The sequence below is a fragment of the Roseibium porphyridii genome (assembly GCF_026191725.2).
Taxonomy (GTDB): Bacteria; Pseudomonadota; Alphaproteobacteria; order Rhizobiales; family Stappiaceae; genus Roseibium; species Roseibium porphyridii.
Genome location: NZ_CP120863.1, coordinates 4208491 through 4229753 on the forward strand (window position 1 = coordinate 4208491; position 21263 = coordinate 4229753).

At 55.3% G+C, this 21263-nt stretch carries 20 protein-coding genes; 5 read left to right on the forward strand and 15 right to left on the reverse strand.

Features of this window, described 5'->3' with window-relative positions; translation table 11 throughout:
• Positions 1–24: 24 nt before the first annotated feature.
• The 12 genes from K1718_RS19475 to K1718_RS19530 form a co-directional block, all read right to left on the reverse strand.
• Positions 25–993, reverse strand: coding sequence for a nuclear transport factor 2 family protein (locus tag K1718_RS19475; protein ID WP_265681146.1), 969 nt, complete (start codon positions 991–993; stop codon positions 25–27).
• A complete protein-coding gene (locus K1718_RS19480; RefSeq protein ID WP_265681145.1) occupies positions 980–2011 on the reverse strand; it encodes a LacI family DNA-binding transcriptional regulator in 1032 nt (343 codons plus the stop codon). The genes K1718_RS19475 and K1718_RS19480 overlap by 14 nt, the downstream gene beginning before the upstream one ends.
• Positions 2011–2778, reverse strand: a complete 768-nt coding sequence (locus K1718_RS19485; RefSeq protein ID WP_265681144.1) for an SDR family NAD(P)-dependent oxidoreductase — start codon at positions 2776–2778, stop codon at positions 2011–2013. Before K1718_RS19485 ends, K1718_RS19480 begins: the two co-directional genes overlap by 1 nt.
• Entirely contained in the window at positions 2775–3830 is a 1056-nt protein-coding gene (locus K1718_RS19490) for an ester cyclase (RefSeq protein ID WP_265681143.1), read from the reverse strand. The genes K1718_RS19485 and K1718_RS19490 overlap by 4 nt, the downstream gene beginning before the upstream one ends.
• Positions 3827–4459 carry a glutathione S-transferase family protein gene (locus tag K1718_RS19495; protein WP_152502544.1) on the reverse strand — a complete coding sequence of 211 codons (633 nt, stop codon included), beginning with the start codon at positions 4457–4459 and terminating at the stop codon, positions 3827–3829. Before K1718_RS19495 ends, K1718_RS19490 begins: the two co-directional genes overlap by 4 nt.
• A complete protein-coding gene (gene hisD / locus K1718_RS19500) occupies positions 4456–5766 on the reverse strand; it encodes a histidinol dehydrogenase (protein WP_265681142.1) in 1311 nt (436 codons plus the stop codon). The genes K1718_RS19495 and hisD overlap by 4 nt, the downstream gene beginning before the upstream one ends.
• Positions 5767–5909: 143 nt before the next feature.
• On the reverse strand, positions 5910–6446 hold the full coding sequence (locus K1718_RS19505; RefSeq protein WP_265681141.1) for an ester cyclase: 537 nt from the start codon (positions 6444–6446) through the stop codon (positions 5910–5912).
• A complete protein-coding gene (locus tag K1718_RS19510) occupies positions 6443–7444 on the reverse strand; it encodes a hypothetical protein (protein ID WP_265681140.1) in 1002 nt (333 codons plus the stop codon). The genes K1718_RS19505 and K1718_RS19510 overlap by 4 nt, the downstream gene beginning before the upstream one ends.
• Positions 7445–7456: 12 nt before the next feature.
• Positions 7457–8338 (reverse strand): carbohydrate ABC transporter permease, encoded by an 882-nt coding sequence (locus tag K1718_RS19515; RefSeq protein WP_152502548.1) that lies wholly within the window; start codon positions 8336–8338, stop codon positions 7457–7459.
• Between the two features lie 3 nt (positions 8339–8341).
• Positions 8342–9367 carry a carbohydrate ABC transporter permease gene (locus K1718_RS19520; RefSeq protein ID WP_152502549.1) on the reverse strand — a complete coding sequence of 342 codons (1026 nt, stop codon included), beginning with the start codon at positions 9365–9367 and terminating at the stop codon, positions 8342–8344.
• A 73-nt stretch (positions 9368–9440) separates the two neighbouring features.
• Positions 9441–10676, reverse strand: a complete 1236-nt coding sequence (locus tag K1718_RS19525; protein ID WP_152502550.1) for an ABC transporter substrate-binding protein — start codon at positions 10674–10676, stop codon at positions 9441–9443.
• Between the two features lie 72 nt (positions 10677–10748).
• Positions 10749–11804: an ABC transporter ATP-binding protein gene (locus K1718_RS19530; RefSeq protein ID WP_152502551.1), complete on the reverse strand. Its 1056-nt coding sequence runs from the start codon at positions 11802–11804 to the stop codon at positions 10749–10751.
• Between the two features lie 149 nt (positions 11805–11953).
• On the opposite strand from K1718_RS19530, the gene K1718_RS19535 reads away from it, so the two are divergent.
• The 4 genes from K1718_RS19535 to K1718_RS19550 all read left to right on the forward strand — a co-directional run bounded on the left by K1718_RS19535 (position 11954) and on the right by K1718_RS19550 (position 17121).
• Complete coding sequence (locus K1718_RS19535; RefSeq protein WP_265681139.1) at positions 11954–12940, forward strand: nuclear transport factor 2 family protein; 987 nt, start codon at positions 11954–11956, stop codon at positions 12938–12940.
• Positions 12941–13125: 185 nt separating this feature from the next.
• Positions 13126–14058 carry a hydroxyacid dehydrogenase gene (locus tag K1718_RS19540; RefSeq protein ID WP_285806085.1) on the forward strand — a complete coding sequence of 311 codons (933 nt, stop codon included), beginning with the start codon at positions 13126–13128 and terminating at the stop codon, positions 14056–14058.
• 82 nt (positions 14059–14140) lie between these two features.
• Entirely contained in the window at positions 14141–15091 is a 951-nt protein-coding gene (locus K1718_RS19545) for a Bug family tripartite tricarboxylate transporter substrate binding protein (protein WP_265681137.1), read from the forward strand.
• 74 nt (positions 15092–15165) lie between these two features.
• On the forward strand, positions 15166–17121 hold the full coding sequence (locus K1718_RS19550; RefSeq protein ID WP_265681136.1) for a tripartite tricarboxylate transporter permease: 1956 nt from the start codon (positions 15166–15168) through the stop codon (positions 17119–17121).
• A gap of 179 nt (positions 17122–17300) precedes the next feature.
• On the opposite strand, the gene K1718_RS19555 is transcribed toward K1718_RS19550, so the two are convergent.
• The 3 genes from K1718_RS19555 to K1718_RS19565 all read right to left on the reverse strand — a co-directional run bounded on the left by K1718_RS19555 (position 17301) and on the right by K1718_RS19565 (position 20158).
• Entirely contained in the window at positions 17301–18581 is a 1281-nt protein-coding gene (locus tag K1718_RS19555; RefSeq protein ID WP_265681135.1) for a TRAP transporter large permease, read from the reverse strand.
• The gene (locus K1718_RS19560) at positions 18578–19102 is read right to left on the reverse strand and encodes a TRAP transporter small permease (RefSeq protein WP_152502555.1); all 525 of its coding nucleotides are present in this window, start codon (positions 19100–19102) and stop codon (positions 18578–18580) included. Before K1718_RS19560 ends, K1718_RS19555 begins: the two co-directional genes overlap by 4 nt.
• A 72-nt stretch (positions 19103–19174) precedes the next feature.
• Positions 19175–20158 (reverse strand): sialic acid TRAP transporter substrate-binding protein SiaP, encoded by a 984-nt coding sequence (locus K1718_RS19565; protein WP_152502556.1) that lies wholly within the window; start codon positions 20156–20158, stop codon positions 19175–19177.
• A gap of 146 nt (positions 20159–20304) precedes the next feature.
• Here K1718_RS19565 and K1718_RS19570 point away from each other — a divergent pair, with 146 nt between their 5' ends.
• The gene (locus K1718_RS19570; RefSeq protein WP_265681134.1) at positions 20305–21204 is read left to right on the forward strand and encodes an FCD domain-containing protein; all 900 of its coding nucleotides are present in this window, start codon (positions 20305–20307) and stop codon (positions 21202–21204) included.
• The last annotated feature ends 59 nt before the right edge of the window (positions 21205–21263 follow it).

Sequence of the window (21263 nt, forward strand, 5' to 3'; positions counted from 1 at the left end):
ACCTGTTGGTGTTGTGGCTGGCGGTCAGCCTGTTTTCAGGACAATCTGTTTCCAGACCGCCGTTTCATCAAAAAGTACGTATTCACGGCGCAGGCCCCATGGGCCGAACTCGGCATGGGCAGCGCCCATCACATGGACCTCGGCACCGGACGGCTGTCCAAAGGCACCCCTGCCGTCATGTGTGCCCTGGAGCGACCAACGAAGTGCCGCACGCGGTGGCATCAATGGGTCATCGCGCCCAATCTGGTGCTCGATATTGAATTCTGCTGACGGAAAGCTTGCACGCAGCCCCATCCAGAACCGGTCTGCATCACCCCAGGAACAACCAGCAGCCCCACCAGGATAGGCAAGCTGGCAGGCTCGATCATATTCAGCTTCTATGGCTGCCATATCGGCATTCATGATCCGTGTGAGAATATCCGCGTACTTGGCGCCCCACTCATTGTCATTGCCTTTGCCCTTGTAAGGGCCTGGCTGGTCAATGGACGGCGTGAATGGAGGCACACAATCCTCAGGGCCGCCTTCACGCGCAATAAGGTCTCTCGCATAGTCTGCCGGTTCCCAGCCCATCTGGCGCACGATTGCGCCCTGATCTCGGATCAGCCACTCGTCATTGATCTGATTGTTGATCGCGTGACAGTCGGCGATGATCCGGTACCGGAGTTTCTTGCCGCTTGCCTTGCCGTAGACACCGTCGCCGAGATGGGTCGCTGTAGAAATGATCCGGTGAGACGACAGCATGCCTTCTTCAGGCGAACCGGACCAAATGACATCTTCTCCCAGAAGCGTGCGATCAGGAAACTCGGCAAGTGTTGCCATTGTCGCCCCGATAACGTCCTGGTTGCCAACAACGACAGACCCTGGCGAACGAACTACGATGTCGTCGGAATAGTAGTGATGAAGCGTGGCAATCTTTCGCTCTTCCCAGATTTCCCGGGTGATCCCGATGATATAATCGGGAAAATCCTTCCAGCGCGGGTCAAAGCCTTTCATTCGGCCATCCTTCCGGTATACGTGCGGACCCGCGGATCATGAGCGGCCCATCAATCTTGATTTTCTGAACGTCCTTGCTGCCTTCCTCGATCCAGCCAAGCAGCGTGGAAACCGTCGCTTCCACCATCCGGTTGGAAGGTTGGCGCAACGTTGTCAGGTCGTACGCGGGCCAGGAAGAAAGAGGCACGTCATCGTAGCCGACGACCGAAACATCGCCTGGAACATCCAGTTTCAACTCAAACCGCAAAACGTCCATGACGGCGAAAGCCATATGATCGTTGCCGACAAAAACCGCGTCAGGGCGGTCCTCGCCCTTGAACATGTCTAGTGCTGCAGCGGCCGCCGTCTCACGCCTGTACATTCCGTCAACACAGGCCACCAGGTCCTGACCTGCTGCTGCCAGCCCCGCCCGGAAACCTGCTTCACGGTCCCGCCCTGTTGAAGATCCAGCCCATCCGGCAATATGCGCGATGCGTTTGTGACCGCCGGCCACCAGGAATTCAGCAATCTTTCGGCCACCTTCGAAATTGTTGGAGGTCACCTGATTGAGGCGCTCGTCATCCTGCCCACGGTTGAATAGCACCACTGGCACACCGGCGCTCGAGCAGCGAGAAGCAAGCTCGTTCGACATGCCGACCGAAGCGGTGATGATGCCGTCGACCTGGTAGTCGAGCAGTTCACCCATCACCTTGTCGATGCCGGCATCATCATTCGACACCATGAAAACAAGAATGTGGTACCCGTGTGCCTGAAGGGCATTTGAAAGCTTTTCCAAAGCATCCGGGTAAAACTGGTTTTCCAGATAGGCCACAACGAGGCCGATGATGCGAGAGCGCCCCGTGATCAGTGAGCGGGCGAGAACATTTGGCCGATATCCAAGCTCCTCAGCCGCTTTCAGGACTTTGTCTGCCATTTTCGGAGACACGGAGGCACCTGGCGTGAAAACGCGGCTGACCGCCGACTGGCTGACACCGGCATGCCGCGCAACTTCAACTGAGGTGACTTTTTCGCTGCCCATCAATCTGCCGTCCAACCTCCGTCGATCAGCATGGACGTTCCGGTCACGAGGGACGATGCATCACTTGCCAGGTAAAGCACCGCGCCCATGATGTCTTCCACAACGCCAGTGCGTCCCAACTTGATCTTTTGTTCGATCCATTTGACACGCTCGGGATTGTCGAAGGTCTGTTCGGTGAAGGGTGTTCGGATGAAGGTTGGGCAAATGGTGTTGACCCGCACCTGCTTGGGCCCGAATTCCAGGGCCATTGCCTTGGTGAAGCCTTCGACGGCAAATTTCGATGCACAATAGACTGCGCGATCTATGCCACCGACATGCGCCATCTGAGATGACATGTTGATCAGGGAACCGGGTCTCCCCGCTTCGATCAGGCCCTTGGCGACACACTGTGTGATGAAATAAGCGCCCCTCAGATTGACATTCATCACCGCGTCAAAATCTTCAGGCGTGGTTTGTGTCGCCGGAGTGTGCCGAGCAAGGCCTGCACTGTTTACAAGTACGTCAAACGGCCCGTGCCTTTCCACGCTCACCTGCACCTCCAGCACATCGGCAATATCGAGCTGCAAAGCAGATGCATTCCAGCCTCGTCCATTGAGCGCTTCGACGGCCTCTTTGAGCTTTTCCTCGCGTCGGGCAGCCAGGACAACCTCGCCACCAGCTTCCGCCAATGCTGTGGCACAAGCCAGCCCGATACCGGATGAAGCGCCTGTAACAAGGACACGTTTTCCAGCAAGAGAAAAACTTGGGGTGGAAGGAAGCTCGATCATTTAAGGGCCACTCCGGTGTCTGGGTCAAAGCCCGCACGGGCCTTGTTGAATTCCCGAAGACGATGGAAAACGTCAACATCGAGCTGCGCATAGGCGTCCAGCAGATCGACCAGCACCCAGTTTTCACGGATCAGTCCGTTCTCAAGTCTCCAAAAATCCAGGCTGCGCATGGTGATTTTCTTGCCGGAAGGCGCAATTCCCATCCAGCCGTCGTGCGAAACGGTCTGGATCATGTTCGGCCAACCGGTCACGGCGGCATAATTTCTATCGCCAAAGAAGTGATACTGGACCTGATCCACGTATTTTCCTCGGTCCGGCATACCGTTGAGGAATGGGATCTGGTGCCATTTGCGGAAGCCCTCGATGCCGCGTCCGGTCCCGATACCGGACGGGCCGTACCAGCTCATCCGAGGGTGCCAGAATCTCGGCATTTCCATAACTTCAGGGCCACCTTGCGAAGGGTGCCGCTTCATGTAAGTGAGCATATCGATAATGTGCTGACAAGTGACCTCGCCGGCGCTTGCGTCGTAAGGTCCTGGCACAATGCCATCGGCAGTGGCAGGTCCCGGAACTTGCCACTCCCTGCCTAGACTCGGTGCCATAGGCCAGGCGTTGGCCTGCATCATGACCTCCGGTATGTCCCAAAGAGCCTGAAACTCGACCACCTTGCCGTCGGCAAAACGGAAAAACTCGTGAAAACGCATGGCGACCTGGTGTCTGGTCGCCGGGATATCGAGCCAGGGGCTCAAAAAAGAACCGGTGTAATACCCACCGCATCCGACCCAGTCATTGCCCTCAGGTGTCGGCCCGGCCATCACGATGGTATCGCGGCGCTCCAGGTCAGGTATGGCCTTGAACAAGGCAGCATAGGCCTTGTCATAAAAAGCGTCGCTTCCCGTCGTTTCGCCAATTGGATGGCAAAGACGAAACACGGCATCCGGAGCACAAAGGTCGGTGAGCGCCTTGCGGACACTCACCTCCTCAAAATCGTACATCGCTTCGCGCAAGGAGGCGATGCGTTGCTTGTGCTGCGTATGCCTGTCCAGCATCATGCGCCTGGCACCTTCATCGGCCAGAAATCGATCATGACATTCTTCTGAAAGGCTGGGCGTTCACACAGTCGGTCGTAATATGCTTTGAGCCCCGGCAGATCCGCGCGATCAAACTCCAGCTCATAGTATCGGTACAGCAGACCGCCAATCTGAAAGTCGGCAAGGTTAAGCGTGTCGCCGCCGATATAGGGACCCTTTATCAACTGTTCGACAATGGTCATGGCTTGTTTAAGTGTTGCCTCTGCCGCAGCAATTGCGGCTACGTTCCGGTCTTCGACCGTGGTGCGCACAAATTGTATGAAAATGGTCGGGATAAGCGGGACATAGATGTGCTGCCTCGACATGTCTGCCCAGCGCTCGATCTGAGCAGCAGCCATCGGATCAGAGGGATGATCGCCATATTTGCGCATGAGGTAACGCAATATGGTCATGGCCTCTGAGAGGGTCTGACCATCGTCTTCCAACACGGGCACCAGACCCAGCGGATTCATTGCAAGAAATTCCGCCGTGTCATTGCCGCCGAACGGCCCACCGACATCAAGACGTTCATAAGATATGCCCAGTTCTTCCAGGCACCAGACGACGGGCTGAACATTGGCGGATGTCAGACGTCCATGGACTTTTATCATTCTGCTGCTTCTCCATAAGGTACATTGCCACCTCCATAGCGGCGCACCCGGATATTGGCCTGTTCGGCATGGCCGACGAAACCCTCAAGCATGCAGAGACGGGAACAATAAGCGCCGATTTCAGCTGCGGCCTCGTCTGTCAGCACTTTTTGGTAAGAGTGCGTCTTCAGGAATTTCCCAACCCAGAGGCCGCCTGTGTAGCGGCCGGCCTTCTTTGTCGGCAGCGTATGATTCGTACCGATGACCTTGTCACCATTGGCAACATTGGTTCGAGCGCCCAGGAACAGCGCACCGTAGCAAGTCATGTTTTCAAGGAACCAATCGTCCCTGTCCGTCATCACCTGCACATGTTCAGACGCAATATCGTCGGCGACAGCCAACATCTCATCATAGCTGTCACACAGAATGACTTCGCCATAGTCTTCCCAGGATTTCGAAGCAGTCTCGGCTGTCGGCAAAATGCCCAGGAGACGGTCGATTTCCGTCAATGTCCCGGATGCAAGCTTGCGGGAATTCGTGACGAGGACGGCTGGAGAGTTATAGCCATGTTCTGCCTGCCCAAGAAGGTCTGTCGCGCACATTTCAGCGTCAACCGTTTCATCCGCAATGACCATGGTTTCCGTCGGCCCTGCAAAGAGATCGATCCCGACGCGCCCAAACAGCTGTCGCTTGGCTTCAGCAACAAATGCGTTTCCAGGACCGACCAGCATATGTACAGGGTCTATGGTCTCTGTCCCGATCGCCATTGCGCCGACTGCCTGAATACCGCCGAGCACGTAAATCTCGTGTGCACCACCCAGATGCATGGCCGCGATAACCGCGGGGTTCGGCGCACCTTTAAAAGGCGGCGTTGCGGCAACGATACGCGGTACTTTCGCCACGGATGCCGTTGCGACGGACATATGCGCTGAAGCGACCATCGGGAACTTGCCACCAGGCACATAACAGCCGACCGACTGAACCGGGATGTTTTTGTGACCGAGAATGACACCGGGCAAGGTTTCCACCTCGATGTCGAGCATGGATTCGCGTTGCGCCTGCGCAAATTTCCGCACCTGCTCCTGCGCAAACTTGATGTCGGCCATGTCACGCGGCGACACCTTGTTCATCAGGGCTTCAATTTCGGACGGCGACAGGCGGAAGGACTGCGGTGCGTAATTGTCGAACTTTTCTGAGAGCTCGCGCACGGCAGCATCGCCGCGTGTCTCGATCTCGTGCAGCGTTCCCTCGACGATGGAACGAACCTTGGCGTCATCCTCAGACCGTTCGGCTTCCGGCTTGCCACGCTTGAGATATTCAATCGCCATGTTTCTTCCCTTTCAAAGCGCCGGCGAAGGTCTTGTTCCGGCCTCCTGCCCTTTACGCAAGGTTGTCATTTCTCAATTTGCATACGTATGCAGAACAATCAAGATGCTTATTCAGATTGCTCTGGAAGTGGTTCGCGGCCCGGCTAGGCCGCCTTGTCAGGAACAGGAGGTTGACGGTCGCCACGGTCGAAGGCCTCCCACCCTTCCCCGTTGAAGACGTCTCTTCCGAGCTGAGCCAGGACATGCGGAAAATCCACCATGACCCAGTTGTCGACAATCTTGCCATCAACGACTTTCCAGAAGTCCATGTAGCGGATTTGGATCCTTTTGCCGGTCGGCTCGATGCCCATGAACGCACCTGAATGTGTCGCTTCCTGCCTCCCGAATGCAGCCGCCCACTCGCCCATGTAAAGACGCGCTTCATCAACGCAAATCTTTTCCGAAAAGGCCGCCTGAAAAGGCTTTTGCCAATTGTCCTGAAATTCCTTGAGTCCGGTTTTCGTGCCGCAGCCGGTGTTGCCGAGCCAACGGAACCCTTCAGAAAAGAATTCTCCAATGTCGGCGATCCGGTGGTCATTGAGGCCATCGACCATTGTCTCGATGACACGTTTCGTCTCATCGGTTTTGCTCATATCCGTATCACGGCTCAAAACAGCCTGTTCTGGACGAGATCCCTTCATGTTCGGCCTCTGTTCATTTCGTCAAAAACATCAAAACCCATTTGCAAAAGCACATGTGGCACATCGACAAAGACCCAGTTCTCCATCAACTTGTCTCCCTCACGTCGCCACCAGTCGCACACGCGCATATAGAGACGATCCCCTTTGGACGGTTGCCCCAAAAACGGCTTCGCCTGAACCGCATTCAGCGATGGCCATCCGCCTGAACAGACATAATTACCGTCACCAAATCGCGTGAAATGCCGGGTACGGCTGCCTTCAACGGCTCCTCCGATCCACTCGCTGAATGTGTTTTCGAATGGCACCTGGAACCCGGCGAAGCTCTCCAGTCCCGCAAAACTGCCAAAGGCGGCGGGTCCATACCAGAGCATGTTTTCATGCCAGTACGGGCGCCACTGTTCGTCCTTGGTCGCGAGCTTGCGCAGCATGTGTGTGACCATCTTCAGGGAGACCGCGCTTACCGCCGGATCATTGTGGTGCCACTGCAGACCGTCCTGGGTCACCGGACCAGGCAAATACCCCGTATAGCCGCGGGTCGCGCCTGGTGAAACGGCAATTGGCCACTGACTGGCCGCAATCATCAGCTCGGGAATATCGAGATAGATGTAGCTCTCGACAGCGCGCCCTTCTTCCATTCGGTGGAACTCGCCAAAGCGGAGATACGCCAGCGTTCCTGTGGGCCTGATGCCAAGCCAGGGCGATGTGAAATTCCCAAAATAGTAACCTGTCGAAGTGACCCAGCTTGCCTCCTCAAAGCTGCCGCCAAAGGCGATATAGTCTGACCGCCCAAGTCCGCTCAAAGCTTGAGTAAGTGGCTCCAGGAACTGGTCGATATAGCTGTCCGGACCGATAATCGCATCAAAGGGATGCACAAGATTGATAACCGCGTCACCGGCGAAAAAGCGGCGCGCTGCGGCCGCTGTGCCACCGGCACGTTCCAACCGGTAGGCGTCCACATACGTCTTCAGGGCAGCCTTATTCACCGGTATGGGAGACACCTGGTTCACCGATCAGCCTTTCACCGCACCGGCGGTCAGTCCGGAGACAATCTGGCGCTGGAACAGCATCACGAGCAGGAACAACGGTGCTGTGGCCGACACGACAGCCGCGACTGCAAACATGACGTTACCTTCGGTGTAGGTCGTTCCGAGAAACGCCGCGATTTTCGGCACCATGGTCCGGTTCTGCTCGTTCAGCAGCATCGTGGTGACGGCAAAATCATTGTAGGCGAGCAGGAAGCTGAACAAACCGGTCGTGATGACACCGGGCCACATCACCGGAATGATGACATAGCGAAAGGCCTGAAACTGGGTGCATCCGTCAACTTTGGCGCTTTCGTCGAGATCGATCGGGATCTTCTTGAAGAACGAGTGCAGCATCCACAAGGTGAACGGCTGGTTTATCGCCACAAGCACGATGATCGCCGTCGGCAGGTACCCCCAAAGGTTCCAGGCAAAGAACGGCGGCAAATACCCGGAAACCAGCGTGATTTGAGGCATGGCGCGGAAAATCAGCGCGGCAATGAGGAGCCAGAAGACATAATTGTAGTTGGAGCGGCTGAGCGCGTATCCACCAAGCGTGCCAATCGTCAACGAGGTGACGACAACAAAGAGGCAGACAATGCCTGTATTCAGCGCAGCGCGCCAAAACTCTTCCTGCACCCAGGCACCGTAGTACCCTGCCCCGGTAAAAGCCGACCCGTGCGTTTCTTCCGTCAGCTTGCCTGTGATCGCATTGGTCCAATCGGCAATTGAAAAGAAGTCGAGTTCGACCTTGAACGACCCCCATAGCGTCCAGAAGAACGGAAACGCAGCTAGCAGAAGCCAGAATACGATGAACAAGGTCGAGGCAACCTTCAGGGAAACCGGTGCCTGCCTGGCAGATGAACTCATGGCTCAAGCCTTCCCTTTGAAGTCGCGCCAAGTGCGCACAAGAACCGGCGACAGCAAAATGGCCACCCCGATAATCGTCAGAACGGATGTGGTCGCAGCCGCTGACAGCTGATTGGTCTCTCCGCTCAGATCGTTGAAAATGATCCAAGACAGCGACGTTGCATGAGCGGAGGCATTGAAACCGATGATCGGCTCAAACACGCGGAAATTGTCCATGAGCTGGATAAGAGCCACAAAGGTCACGAGCGGCGTCAGATGCGGGAGCACAACATATCTGGTCTGCTGCCAGCGTGTTGCGCCATCAATCTGCGCGCTTTCCAGCGTGTCCTGCGGCACGGTTTGCAATCCGGCGTAAAAAACAACGAAAGCAAAAGGTGCCGAATGCCAAATGCCGTACACCATCAGGGCGATCCACATCAATGGTGTCGAGGCCTTCAGCGACAGGTCCGGACTGCCCGCAACATATTGAATGAATTCACCTATGATGCCGCGGCTGTCGATCATCCAATAAAGGGTCAGTGACCCGATCAGCGGGGTCACGATCATCGGCAGAAGCGAGAAGAAAATAACGAAACCGCGTATTCTTCGGTTCAGCGAGTTTACTGCAAGCGCGATCACAAATCCGAGGGCTATGAGCGCCGGTGTCACGACAAACGTGTAAGCCAGCGTGAAAGCCATTGCCCTATAGAAGGGAAGGTCGCCGACATCACTGAAGAACTCACCGATGCTCTGGCTTGTGGTCCAGGCCTCGCTCACTTCAGCAACTGCCAGGTGTCCTCGGTCCAGATAGATCCCAAGTCCGGCAAATCGGCCAAGCGGTTCGGCCTCACGCAATTGCGCCGTCGCCTCCTGGTCGATCACCACGCTTTTGGTACAGCCAAAGGGGCCGCAGTTTTCCGTTTCAACCAGCACGGCCTCATGAGGTACGAACAGCGACTGGATCACGACCGACCCTATAGGCGCCGCAATGAAGATCAGCATTGCGAGTGCTGTCGGTAGAAAAAACCAAAAGAAGGTCCTGTGTTTCATACCGTTGCCCGATCATCTGGTTGATTGGAGAAAATGGAGTGCGTCCAGTTGGGCGCACTCCGGGCGGTTCCGATTAAAGGAAGCCCTTTTCCTTGGCAGCAGCTGTATAAGCGGCTTCCACATCCTTGAGCGCCTGTTCAGCGCTTTCCTTGCCCTGCATGAAATCTGTCAACTCAGCACCAAGCGCTGTGTGCATCAGCCCCATGTAAGGAAATGTCGGATATGGGATCGTGCCCTTGTTGGCAGCATCGAAGACGCCAGTTGCTGCCGGTGTCGGCTCATAACCGTCGATCAGCCAGACGGCCTGGATCGCAACATCGTCGTCTTTGAGAATGGACGGATCGATCGCATTTTTCATTGCAACGAAAGTCGCTTCCGCATCTTCGTCGGAAATGTTCTTTGCAACGGTCCAGCCGTCCCACCAAAGTGTCGAAGCAGGTGTTGAACCACCGCCCACGGTCATCGGACCGGAAATGGCAAACCCGTCAACGACGTCCTGAGGCACACCGTCAGCCGTTGTCAAAGTGGCTGCACGCGATCCCCACATGTTCATCAACGCAACATTGCCGGCGCGGTACTCGGCATTTGTGGCGTTTGAATCGTGGGTCAGAAAATCCGGATTCATGTATTCGCTGAGCGCTTTCATCATTTCCAGAGCCTTGATACCGGCTTCGGAATTGACGTTCGGCTCTGCAGTACCCGGCTTGAAGAACTCACCGCCAAAGCCCAGGAACATGTTGTTGAATTCCTGCGCAAGGTTCCAGCCCGCAGCATAGGCACCGCCAACTGGATTTTCCATGATGCCCTTGTCGCGGATCATCTGCGCGATGCCGAGCATGTCCTCATAGGTTTTCGGCGGCTCGACCCCAAGCTCCTCCAGGATGTCCTTTCGGTAAACCAGGTGTTGCGCGTTGGCCATGAAAGCAACCGCCATGACCTTGCCATCAATTGTGATCAGCTGGTTCTTGCTCAAGCCATCGCCATGCTTGGCCACAAGATCATCCAGCGGACGGATCAGATCCTCGTTCATCAAGGCAACGATGGAGGAGTTGGCGATGATCGCTGTGGTGTATTCGGCCGGATCTCCGCTCATGCCAGCAACATTGAGCTTCTGATGGTCAGCCGTGAGGTTCGATTTGACTTCAACCGTGTCCGAAGCGCATTCCTGAGCGCCCGCCCCAACGGTTTGAATTGCCGGAAATTCGTTGCCGATGATGCTGACACGGCCGTTTTCGACGCCGCACTCAGCGTATGCTGCGGTCGCCATTACCGACATGGCACCTGCCAACAATAGTCTTTTTACAAGCATGTTTGTCCTCCTGCTATTCCTTGCGTCTATGACGCATCTCTGGAAACCGGCTATGCCGGGTATGGACAGGCTTTAGGCGTCGAGACGCGCGCCTGTCTCGTGATGAAATAGGTGACAGATCTCTGGCGGGATATGCAGACCGACGGTCTCATCAATCTCTATTCGATAGTCTTTGCTCGCCTTCACGGAGACCAGTGCGCCTCCCGCCTTGACCGTGATCATCGTGGCATCGCCGAGAAGCTCCATCGTGTAGACCGGTGCATTGATCTCCGCTTCGGCACTGGACTGAGCAACGGCTGCATCTTCGGCACGAAATCCGAGGGTCACCGGTCCGTCCGGGCCGCTCAATCCGGCAATTTCGACATGCTCGCCGGTAAATGTGCCGCCCTTTAGGGTGCCGTTCATAAGGTTCATAGCTGGGGAACCGATAAAGCCCGCAACGAATGTGTTGGCCGGCTTGTCATAGATATCGGTTGGAGTCCCGACCTGCTGGATGATACCGCGCTGCATCACAACAACACGATCAGCAAGCGTCATTGCTTCGATCTGATCGTGTGTCACATAGATCGTAGTGACCTGAAGCTCGTGCTGCAGGTTCTTGATCTGCGCCCGTGTGGAGACGCGCAACTTCGCATCAAGGTTGGAGAGCGGCTCGTCCATGAGGAATACGTTCGGCTCGCGCACAATGGCGCGGGCAAGCGCAACGCGCTGACGCTGACCACCTGACAGTTCCGCAGGCTTTCGGTGCAAAAACTCGCGAAGTTCAACCATGTCGGCAGCGCGCATGACCCTTTCATCATGGGTCGAGGGGTCGACCTTGCGCACCTTCAGCGGAAAGCGAATGTTGTCATACACATTCATGTTCGGATAGAGGCCATAGGACTGGAAGACCATGGCGATATCTCTGTCCTTGGGCTCGAGATTGTTGACCACCCGGTCACCAATGGCAATCTCGCCGTCCGTGGCGTCCTCAAGACCTGCGATCATGCGCATCGTTGTGGTCTTGCCGCATCCGGAGGGTCCCAGAAGTACGAGGAATTCACGATCTGCGATCGTCAAGTTGAAGTTGTCGACGCCGACAAAGGCACCCCAACGTTTTGACACGTTTTTAAGCTGAATCTCAGCCACAGCGCCCCTCCCGAACCGTCCGCAAGCTCATTTTGCATTCCTATGCAAAATAAGTAGACACACTTATCATTCTTTGGCAATGATTTTTTGCATACGAATGCAAAAATGATATCAAGACACGTTCAGCTCTTCATCTTAAAGGTTTGGAAATGCCCGATTTTCGGAAAACCCCGCATCAATTTCTGAGTGAGGTTCACACAGTCTCAGCTTCTCAGGCAAAAGACCTGTTTGACCGTCATCTGGCAGAGGATGTTGTCTTTGACGTCGCCTATCCGGTCAATCGCCTTCAAGGCCGCGATGCCGTTATTGCCGGTTTCTTCGATCCGCTGGCAAACGCACTGAAAGACGTTCGCCGCCGCGACGAAATCTTCATCGGAGGCCCGAACAGGCGTACGCCCGGAGGGCACTGGCTGGCGAGCGTAGCGCACTATGTCGGAAATTTCGAAGAGCCGCTTTTCGGCGTCAAACCATCAGGTCATCTTGCTTTTCTGCGTGCAGGAGAGTTTTACCGCGTGGAACCCGACGGACGGATTTCGGAAGCCAAGATAATCATCGACCTCCTGGACCTGATGCGTCAATCGGGTGGCTTGCCTCTACCGAAAATGCTTGGCACGGAGATGCTGTTTCCCGGTCCGGCCACTCACGACGGTGTTTTGCCAACTGAACAGGCTGACGGGGAAAAGACACTTGATCTTTGCGAGGCAATGCTGGCTGATCTCAAGGCGTTCGACCCAAAAACCTTCACATCAAAGGGCCAGACCGGCGATGACGGTTACTGGCATGACGACATGCTCTGGTACGGGCCTGGCGGCATCGGTTCCAATTACCGTTGGAGCGGCTTCGAAAAAGACCATCGCGCGTCTTTCCTGACCGCTTTTCCAGACCGGGTGGGTGGCGATCACTATTGCCGGATCGGCAATGGCAACTATGCAGCAGTCAGCGGGTGGCCTTCCATGACGATGACGCATGCAGGCGATTATCTGGGGGAAGCGGCTTCCGGCAAGTCCCTCACCCTTCGCGTCATGGATTTCTACCGCTGTGCCGATGGAAAGATCATGGAAAACTGGGTGTTGCTGGACTACCTGGATCTGTTTCAGCAAATGGGCCGGGACTTGATCGCAGAACAGTCCGGCTGAAACACGCTTTCGACAAGCCGAAATGCGCGTAGGCGCTTAAGTGCCTCGCCGATGTAGACTGCAGCCGGGACATCAGCCTACCTTGCTATGGTTGTCCTTGGTCGGCAGGATCGGCGCATACCACGCGGTTGCTAGTACTCGAGGGAGGGGTTTAGTTGGCAGAAAAAGTCGTCATATCAGAGTTCATGCACGAGCCATCTCTTGAAGCATTCGGCCCGGAATTTGACGTTTGTTATGATCCGACATTGGTTGACGATACCGAACGCCTGCACAAGGAGCTTGCACAAGCAGATGCGTTGATTGTGCGCAATCGAACACAGGTTGATCTGGCTCTCCTGAGCGCTGCACCAGACCTTCGCGTCGTTGGCCGCCTGGGGGTCGGATTGGAGAATATCGACCTTGAAGCTTGCGCGGAGAAAGACGTCAGCGTCAAACCCGCGACAGGGGCCAACACACAGTCGGTCGTGGAGTATGTCATCGGAACTATGCTGGTTCTGAGGCGGGGTGTCTTTTCATCAAGCCCCGATATTCTGACCGGTGATTGGCCACGGAGCACACTTGGCACCGGCAGCGAAATTCACGGGCTCACCCTCGGCCTTCTGGGGTTTGGAGCGATTGCACAGGCGGTCTCGCAGGCCGCACGTGCGCTTGGCATGAAAATCGCCGCTTTCGACCCTATTCTGCCCGAAGCGGATCCGGCCCGGGCAAATGTGCACTCTTGCGATCTGGATGAACTTCTCGCAATTTCAGACATCCTTTCCCTGCACGTCCCGCTCACACAATCCACGGCGGGATTGCTCGGAGCAGACGCGCTCGCGAGGATGAAGACCGGTGCGCTTCTGATCAACACGGCACGGGGCGGAATCGTTGATGAGCCTGCTCTCGCCTCTGCCTTGAAGCAAGGCCAACTGGCAGGTGCAACCCTCGACGTTTTCTCAGATGAGCCACTCGACGCGAACGCAGCGGCCATCTTCAAAACATGTCCAAATCTCATTCTGACGCCGCATATCGCAGGCGTCACGCAACAGGCGAATATCCGAGTGAGCCAGGTGACCGTTGAAAATGTCCTTCAAGTTTTAACCGGGAGGAATTCTGAGGCTAGAAGATTTTCTAAGTAAAAACACGTGACGAACCCTGCGCAAAATGCCTAAGATCAAAAAAACAATCAAGAATAAGCATTTCAAATGGGAGGAGATACACATGAAGTTGACGTCGACCTTAATGGCGCTGACACTAACCGCATTCGCCAGCGTTGCGTCTGCTGAGGATTTTCCGAAGGGCAGCGTAGACTATATCATTCCATTCGGTCCGGGCGGTGAATCCGACATTACGGCACGTTTTCAGCAACCCTTTTTCGAGAAGCTCTTTGGCGAACAGATGGTGGTAAACTATCAGCCGGGCGGTGGCGGTGCCGTGGGTTGGTCGCAGCTGAACAACATGGCGGGCGACGGGTCGGTCATCATGGGGATCAACCTTCCCCACATCATCATCAAGCCGGAACAAGGCGATGTCGGTTTCAAGACTGATGATCTGGCTGCGGTTTACATGTTTCACTACACGCCCGACGCCATTGTGGTAACGGCAGACAGCCCCTACAAGACGCTTCAAGATCTCATCGATGATGCCAAGGCCAATCCGAAGCAGGTCATTTTCTCCGGTTCAGGCAAAGGCACGGCAAATCACCTGGCACAAGTCCAGTTCGACGAAATGGCAGGCATCGAAAGCACTTATGTCTCGTTCAAGGGTACGGGCGCTTCTGTTACGGCTCTTTTGGGCAACCAGGTAAAAGCAGCCTGGGGCTATACGACTGTCGGCGCCGCACAAGGTGACAAAGTACGTGTGCTTGCGGTCGCCATGGAAGATCGCCATCCGGCGTTTCCTGACGTTCCCACCTTCCGCGAGCTTGGATTTGACATGGTGTCGGGTGCGTATCGCGGCATTGCGGTGCCTAACTCCGCATCGGAAGAGGTGCGGACGCAAGTCTCTGACGCGATCAAGGCCATCAACGCCGATCCCGAGTTCCAGAAGCAAATGCTCGATGGCGGTTTTGCGCTCGTGGACGTGGGCTATGGCGCTGATATGGACGCCTTTATTTCAGAAAAGGCCGATGGCTATCTGAATGCTGCGCGGTCAGCGGGTATCATCGAGTGACACTGCTGAAGGAGGCGCACCCCGCGCCTCCTTCTTCACGTCCCTGACGCGCCCGTCTCTCCCAGGAGGAATCGATGCTCGAGTTTGTTGTCGGTGCGCTGTCACCGCTAAATCTGCTGCTCGCCCTGTTGGGTGTGGCAGCAGGTACAATCATCGGCTCCATTCCCGGTTTAACAGCGACAATGGCCGTTGCGGTTCTGGTTCCGCTAACATTTACAATGTCGCCGGACAGCGCGCTTATTCTCATGGGGGCGATTTACACCGGAGCAATTTATGGCGGCGCATATGCCGCCATTTTGCTGAATACACCCGGCACACCATCGGCAATCGCGACAACCTTCGACGGCTATCCGATGGCCAAACGCGGTGATGGAGACCTGGCGGTGTCGGTCGCCTGTATCTCGTCGGTCATCGGAGGGCTTGTCGGCGCCCTGGCGCTCTTGTTGCTTGCGCCACCGCTTGCCGAGGCAGCCCTGGCTTTTGGCCCGGTGGAATACTTCTGGCTTGCCATCTTCGGACTTTCGCTCATCGCAGCGCTGTCTACAGGCGATTTTCTGAAAGGCGTGATCGGCGCATGCTTCGGGCTGCTTCTTGCGATGATCGGAATTTCCGAGACAAGCGCGGAGGTCCGCTTCACCTTCGGGTCAAATGTGCTTTTAGGTGGTGTCGAGACTGTTTCCGCCCTGATCGGCCTTTATTGTATTCCGGTTCTGATTGATCTCGTCGCCACCCCGGACCGGCATCTGAAGGCACCGGAGCAGACCCGCGGCTTTCGGCTTCCGGAAGCATTTCGGCTTCTGATCAAGAACAAGGTCAACGTCATTCGCAGTTCCGTGGTCGGCACCATGGTAGGCGCGCTGCCAGGCGCTGGTGGATCGATTGCAGGTCTGGTTGCCTACTCCGAAGCAAGGCGCACGAACAAAGGCAAACCATCTTATGGCGAGGGCAACCCTGGCGGGATTGTCGCAACAGAATCTGCAAACAACGCCACGGTCGGAGGCGGCTTCATTCCAACCCTGGTACTCGGCATTCCAGGTACACCACCCGACGCGGTTATCCTCGGTGCATTGCTGGTTCAGGGAGTGCGCACGGGCCCCAGCCTTTTCGCTGACGGTGCCAGCATCGTTTACACCTTTATCTTTGGCCTCTTGCTGGCGACTGTTCTGATGCTGCCTGTCGGATTGATGATCGGCCGCTTTGCCTATGGCGCTATTGTGCGGGCACCGAAAGCTGCCCTCGTTCCGGTGGTTGCCTTCATGACAGTGATTGGCACATTCGCAATCCGCAACAGCCTGTCGGACATTGCGATCATGATCGTGCTTGGCGTGGTCGGCTGGGTTGCAGGCAAGCGCGGGTTTTCCGTTTCACCCATCGTACTTGGCCTGATCCTCGGCCGCATCGCGGAACAGGGGTTCGTTCAAAGCTGGACGATTGGCGACGCCATCGGCAATCTCTGGGGGCAGTTCTTTGGGCGTCCCTTGTCCATGGCGATCATTGCGCTGACATTGCTTACGTTTTTCTACCCGTTCCTGCCGCGCCTGAAGCAAATCGTCTCTCGACGCGAGGAGACACCTGGACATGATCGCGAGCGCGCAGCAAGACCCGCGATCATGCGCGACCTGATTGCTCTTCTGATCGCTGGCGGGATCGCGCTGCTGGCTCTTCAGCAGTCGGCGCATCTCAATCCTGAAGCTGCTGTGTTCCCTCGCACGATCGCAATGGCAATGACAGCGTTTGTTTGTCTTGCTCTTCTTCGGCTTGCGCTAACAAGGCACGTGACCGAGTTCGCTGTGGAAGGTTCGTGGATCCGAATTACGGCGTTGCCCATCGCCATGCTCGGCGCAGTGTTTCTCTTTCCCGTCCTCGGGTTTGGAATTGCGGCAGCGCTCCTTGGCCTGGTTCTGACAGTCATTGCACAGCATGACAAATACTCGGCGAAGAGTTGGACGATCCTGATCCTGAGTGTCACGGGAGTAATCGCCGCATGCACCCTGCTCTTCAGCGAAGTCTTGTCAGTGCCTTTGCCGTAATTTGACTCTTCTTGTAAGATCAAGAAGCCTTATTTGGCCATTGCCGCAACCGTTAGAATTGACTGTGTTCAAACAGCGCCATGTCGCAGCCGGGACAACCACCACGCCGGTACCGCGGTCACGTTCCCTTTACATACTTTTGCGCTCTACACGTGCATTCGCGCTGATACGCGAAGGCCCTACTGCCGGTAAAGGACCTCCGGCAAATAGAGTGTCAGCGAGGGTACGAAGGTCAGGAGGAGCAAGACGCCTACCAATGGCACCAGGAACGGCACGGTTGCTTTGACGCATCTTTCAAATGGCACGTTCGAAACCTTCGAGAGGACAAAAAGCACCATACCGACGGGCGGCGTCAAAAGTCCGATCATCAGGTTCAAAATGACGATGATGCCCAGGTGTACAGGATCGACGCCAATTTGCTGTGTCACGGGCAACAGAACCGGAACCAGAATGGAAATCGCCGCAATCGTTTCCATGAACAGGCCCACAACCAGGACCACCAGAGTGATCAACAGCAGGATCAGATACTTGTTTTCGGTCAGCGACAACAGCCCTTTTGCAAAGAGGGCCGCGGCCTGATTGGAGGTCAGGATCCAGGCGAACACGCTTGCCGCGCCGACAATGAGGAGGATGGACGCCGTCATTTCGATCGTTTCCATCGCAGCCGTGGCCAGACGCTTGGCATTAAGTGTCCCGTACACGAACAGCCCGAGGCACATGGCATAGGCAGCCGCGCAAACCGCAGCTTCCGTTGGTGTGAAGGCTCCAGAAACAATGCCGCCGACGATAATGACCGGTGTCATTAAGGGCAAAAAGGCGCGTTTGAAGGTGCTCCAGACATTCCCCAAGCGAAATTCGGTGTCCCTCGGGTAGTTGCGCCGACGCGAATAGAACCAGACCATGACCATCAGCGACAACGCCATCAACAGCCCGGGTACGATGCCTGCAACAAACAATTCGCCGATTGAGACGGACGCCATCACGCCAAAGATCACAAGCGGAAGCGAGGGAGGAATAATCGGGCCTATTGTCGACGAAGCTGCCGTCACACCAACGGAAAAGTCGTCATCGTAACCGGAGTCCCGCATCGCCCGTATTTCGATTGCACCAAGCCCGCCGGCATCTGCGACGGCGGCGCCAGACATACCGGCAAAAATGATACTCGCGCCAATGTTCACATGACCAAGGCCGCCATGCATCCATCCGACAATGGAACGCGCGAAATCGAATATGCGTGAGGTGATACCGGCCGAGTTCATCAAAGCGCCGGCGAGAATGAAAAATGGAACAGCCAGAAGCGGGAAACTGTCCATACCCCCAATCATGTTGTGCGGCAGGACAACAGCAGGCAGCCCCTCAATCAGAATGTAACCCAGCGAAGACAATCCGAGAGCGACGGCTATCGGCACGCGCAACAGCATCAGCGCAAAGAGGCTTGCAAACAAAAGGAAGATTGTCATTTGAGGAGTGTCCGAAAAGCCTTCGTCAACTGCACCAGCTGGAGGCAGACGACGGCGACGATTGCCGCCAAGAGCACGTAATAGAGGTAGTATTTGGGGAACGGGAGCGACACCATGTGCTGAAAACTCGTTTTCTCGATCAGTTCCAGCAAGGAATAGCCGCAGAATGCAAAGAACACCGTCGTGGCAATCAATGCAAAGAACTTAAGATACTTTGCTTGTCTGGGCAGCCAGTGGTCTACAAATTCCAGTCTGATGTGAAGATCGAGCTGTTGGCACTTAAAGGCTCCCGCAAATCCGAGGATGATGAGCAGATAACGTGCAGCCTCCTCGGTCCAGGCGATGGAGTCGTTGAGAACATAGCGGGTAAAAAACTGCAGGAATACGACGACAAAAAGCGTCAGGAAAATCGCCAGAAGCACATAGTCGGTTATGGACAGCCGGTTCCCTTCGGTCGCTTTTGCCTGTTCCACTTCCTGTTCTTTTAGCAGCTTTTCAATGCTTGCCGGGTCCACAGCCATGTACCGTCCTTTCGCCAGTTGGTTTGCCCCGGTTGGGGCAAACCAATAAACGTTTCAAATAATCCGGGTGGGTTATTTGATCGCCTGAAGCTTGTCGTAAAGCTCCGCCGAGAACGGTGTTTCGTCGCCTTTCAGATGCGGCGCTACGGCAGCGATAAACGGTGCCCGGTCGACTTCATTGACCGTTACGCCCTGTTCGCGAAACCAACCAGCGAGATTGTTTTCGGATTCAACAATTTTTCCCGAAGCCCAATCAGAGGATTCACCCAGGATCTTTTGAAGAACCGCGTAGTCATCGCCCAGCTTCTGAGCTGTAATCGGCGACACCAGAACCGCCAGCGAGTTGGTGATGTGACCGGTCAGGTTGATGTTCGACTGAACCTCGTAGAACTTCTTGAACTGGATCGTCGGAAGCGGGTTTTCCTGTGCGTCGACAACGCCTTGCTGAAGCGCAAGATAGACTTCAGAAAATGCCATCGGTGTCGGGTTCGCACCGGTTGCCTTCGGGAACAACTGGTAGGCGGGTGCATTTGGCGTGCGGATCTTAAGACCAGCCATGTCCTCCGGCTTCAGGATAGGCTTGTTCGACGTTACGTGACGGGCTCCGTAATACGTCATCGACGCAACCAGATTGCCCGTTACTTTCGTATATTCGCCAGCAAGCTCACGGAACAGATCCGATGTGGCATAGGCCTTCCAATGGTCATACCCACGCAGTGTGAAGGGATAGTCTGAAATGGAGATTGGCGGGTAGCTTTGACCCATGAACCCCATGCCGGTGTAGATTATGTCGACAGTGCCCAGAGACAATCCTTCGTTCAACGCGACTTCCTTGCCGAGCTGAGACGCAGGAAACACTTCAATTTTGAATCTGCCGTCAGTTGCCTTTTCAAATTCAGCCGCGGTCCGGAGCGCTGCCTCATGGTAAGGGGTGGCCGCCTCGTAAACATGTCCGAACTTCAAAACGTCTTGAGCCTGAACAGCACTTGCCCCCAAAACAGCAGTTGCGCTGACTATGGACGTGGCCAACAGGCGATTCATAGATTTCTTGAACATTGTGTCTCCTTCCTCGACCAGACCTCCATCCAGCCGCACACTTCTATGTTCAAAATTTATAAAAGACACGTATGCCTTGAGAAGATGTTTTTAAAAATATAAAACAGATATTAAGAACACTCAGAATTCCAGCAGCGGAGCTTGAAATGGCTCGAACCGACAAAACATTTAAGCTGTCCTACAATGAGTCGCTGAATTTATGCCGTGAAGAAAAACTTCCATCGACCATACAAGGGCTTGCCTTGGCCCTTGGAGTAAGCCGGACGACAGCGCGAAAGGTCTTGGCTCACCTGGAAAAGAACAAGATCATCGAAAGGAACGATGGTGGCGTTCAACTGTTGCAACCTGTCAGAGGCTCCGATTTTTACTCTCCCGTTTTGACGAAGCCTACACGCGAAATTGCTGAAACACGGTTTTTCAATTGGCTTTTGGATGAGAAGATCGCGAGAGGAGCCAGGATCTCCGAAAGTCATGTTGCCTCTCAGATCAACGTCCCGATCGCAACACTCCACCAGATTTTTGTCAGCTTCAGCCGATTTGGGTTTCTCAGCAAAGAACAGCACAGAAACTGGATCTACCATGGCTTCACCAGAGAACTGGCTGATACCCTTTTTGATTTCCGGTACTACTGCGAGATGTCGGCGTTGGACAAACTTGTCGACTTGCCCGAAGATTCTGAGTTCTGGCAACACCTGGACGCAGCACAACAGCTGCACAGATCCTACCTCGACGCTCCCGAAGAGTCCTCTCAGAATGTCGCTGAGATGGATGCAGCCTTCCATCGCCTGCTGTTGAGGTATTCAAGCAGCATTCTGTTGCTGGTCAACGAAGCTGCTTTGTCCCTGATATTCTATTTCAGGTTCCACGAAAGCTGGCGGGAACACAACACGGAGCGGCGGCTTATTGCGCTCAATGATCATCTGGAAATCATCGACGCTCTTCGAGCCCGCGAGCGCAGTGCGGCCAGAGCTGTCATGCGTCGACATCTCAAGCATGCCTGGCGCTCAGTCCTCAACCGTTTTCAGGAAAGACCACAAATATCCTGATCGCGTTCCGGGTATTCGGCTTCAGATCTTGTAATGACATCATTGGCTTGCGAGAAATC

Coding starts and splice junctions, on each gene's coding strand:
- K1718_RS19475 (WP_265681146.1), bottom strand. CDS start 993: ATGAAAGGCTTTGACCCGCGCTGGAAGGATTTTCCCGATTATATCATC.
- K1718_RS19480 (WP_265681145.1), bottom strand. CDS start 2,011: ATGGGCAGCGAAAAAGTCACCTCAGTTGAAGTTGCGCGGCATGCCGGT.
- K1718_RS19485 (WP_265681144.1), bottom strand. CDS start 2,778: ATGATCGAGCTTCCTTCCACCCCAAGTTTTTCTCTTGCTGGAAAACGT.
- K1718_RS19490 (WP_265681143.1), bottom strand. CDS start 3,830: ATGATGCTGGACAGGCATACGCAGCACAAGCAACGCATCGCCTCCTTG.
- K1718_RS19495 (WP_152502544.1), bottom strand. CDS start 4,459: ATGATAAAAGTCCATGGACGTCTGACATCCGCCAATGTTCAGCCCGTC.
- hisD (WP_265681142.1), bottom strand. CDS start 5,766: ATGGCGATTGAATATCTCAAGCGTGGCAAGCCGGAAGCCGAACGGTCT.
- K1718_RS19505 (WP_265681141.1), bottom strand. CDS start 6,446: ATGAAGGGATCTCGTCCAGAACAGGCTGTTTTGAGCCGTGATACGGAT.
- K1718_RS19515 (WP_152502548.1), bottom strand. CDS start 8,338: ATGAGTTCATCTGCCAGGCAGGCACCGGTTTCCCTGAAGGTTGCCTCG.
- K1718_RS19520 (WP_152502549.1), bottom strand. CDS start 9,367: ATGAAACACAGGACCTTCTTTTGGTTTTTTCTACCGACAGCACTCGCA.
- K1718_RS19525 (WP_152502550.1), bottom strand. CDS start 10,676: ATGCTTGTAAAAAGACTATTGTTGGCAGGTGCCATGTCGGTAATGGCG.
- K1718_RS19535 (WP_265681139.1), top strand. CDS start 11,954: ATGCCCGATTTTCGGAAAACCCCGCATCAATTTCTGAGTGAGGTTCAC.
- K1718_RS19540 (WP_285806085.1), top strand. CDS start 13,126: ATGCACGAGCCATCTCTTGAAGCATTCGGCCCGGAATTTGACGTTTGT.
- K1718_RS19545 (WP_265681137.1), top strand. CDS start 14,141: ATGAAGTTGACGTCGACCTTAATGGCGCTGACACTAACCGCATTCGCC.
- K1718_RS19550 (WP_265681136.1), top strand. CDS start 15,166: ATGCTCGAGTTTGTTGTCGGTGCGCTGTCACCGCTAAATCTGCTGCTC.
- K1718_RS19555 (WP_265681135.1), bottom strand. CDS start 18,581: ATGACAATCTTCCTTTTGTTTGCAAGCCTCTTTGCGCTGATGCTGTTG.
- K1718_RS19560 (WP_152502555.1), bottom strand. CDS start 19,102: ATGGCTGTGGACCCGGCAAGCATTGAAAAGCTGCTAAAAGAACAGGAA.
- K1718_RS19565 (WP_152502556.1), bottom strand. CDS start 20,158: ATGTTCAAGAAATCTATGAATCGCCTGTTGGCCACGTCCATAGTCAGC.
- K1718_RS19570 (WP_265681134.1), top strand. CDS start 20,305: ATGGCTCGAACCGACAAAACATTTAAGCTGTCCTACAATGAGTCGCTG.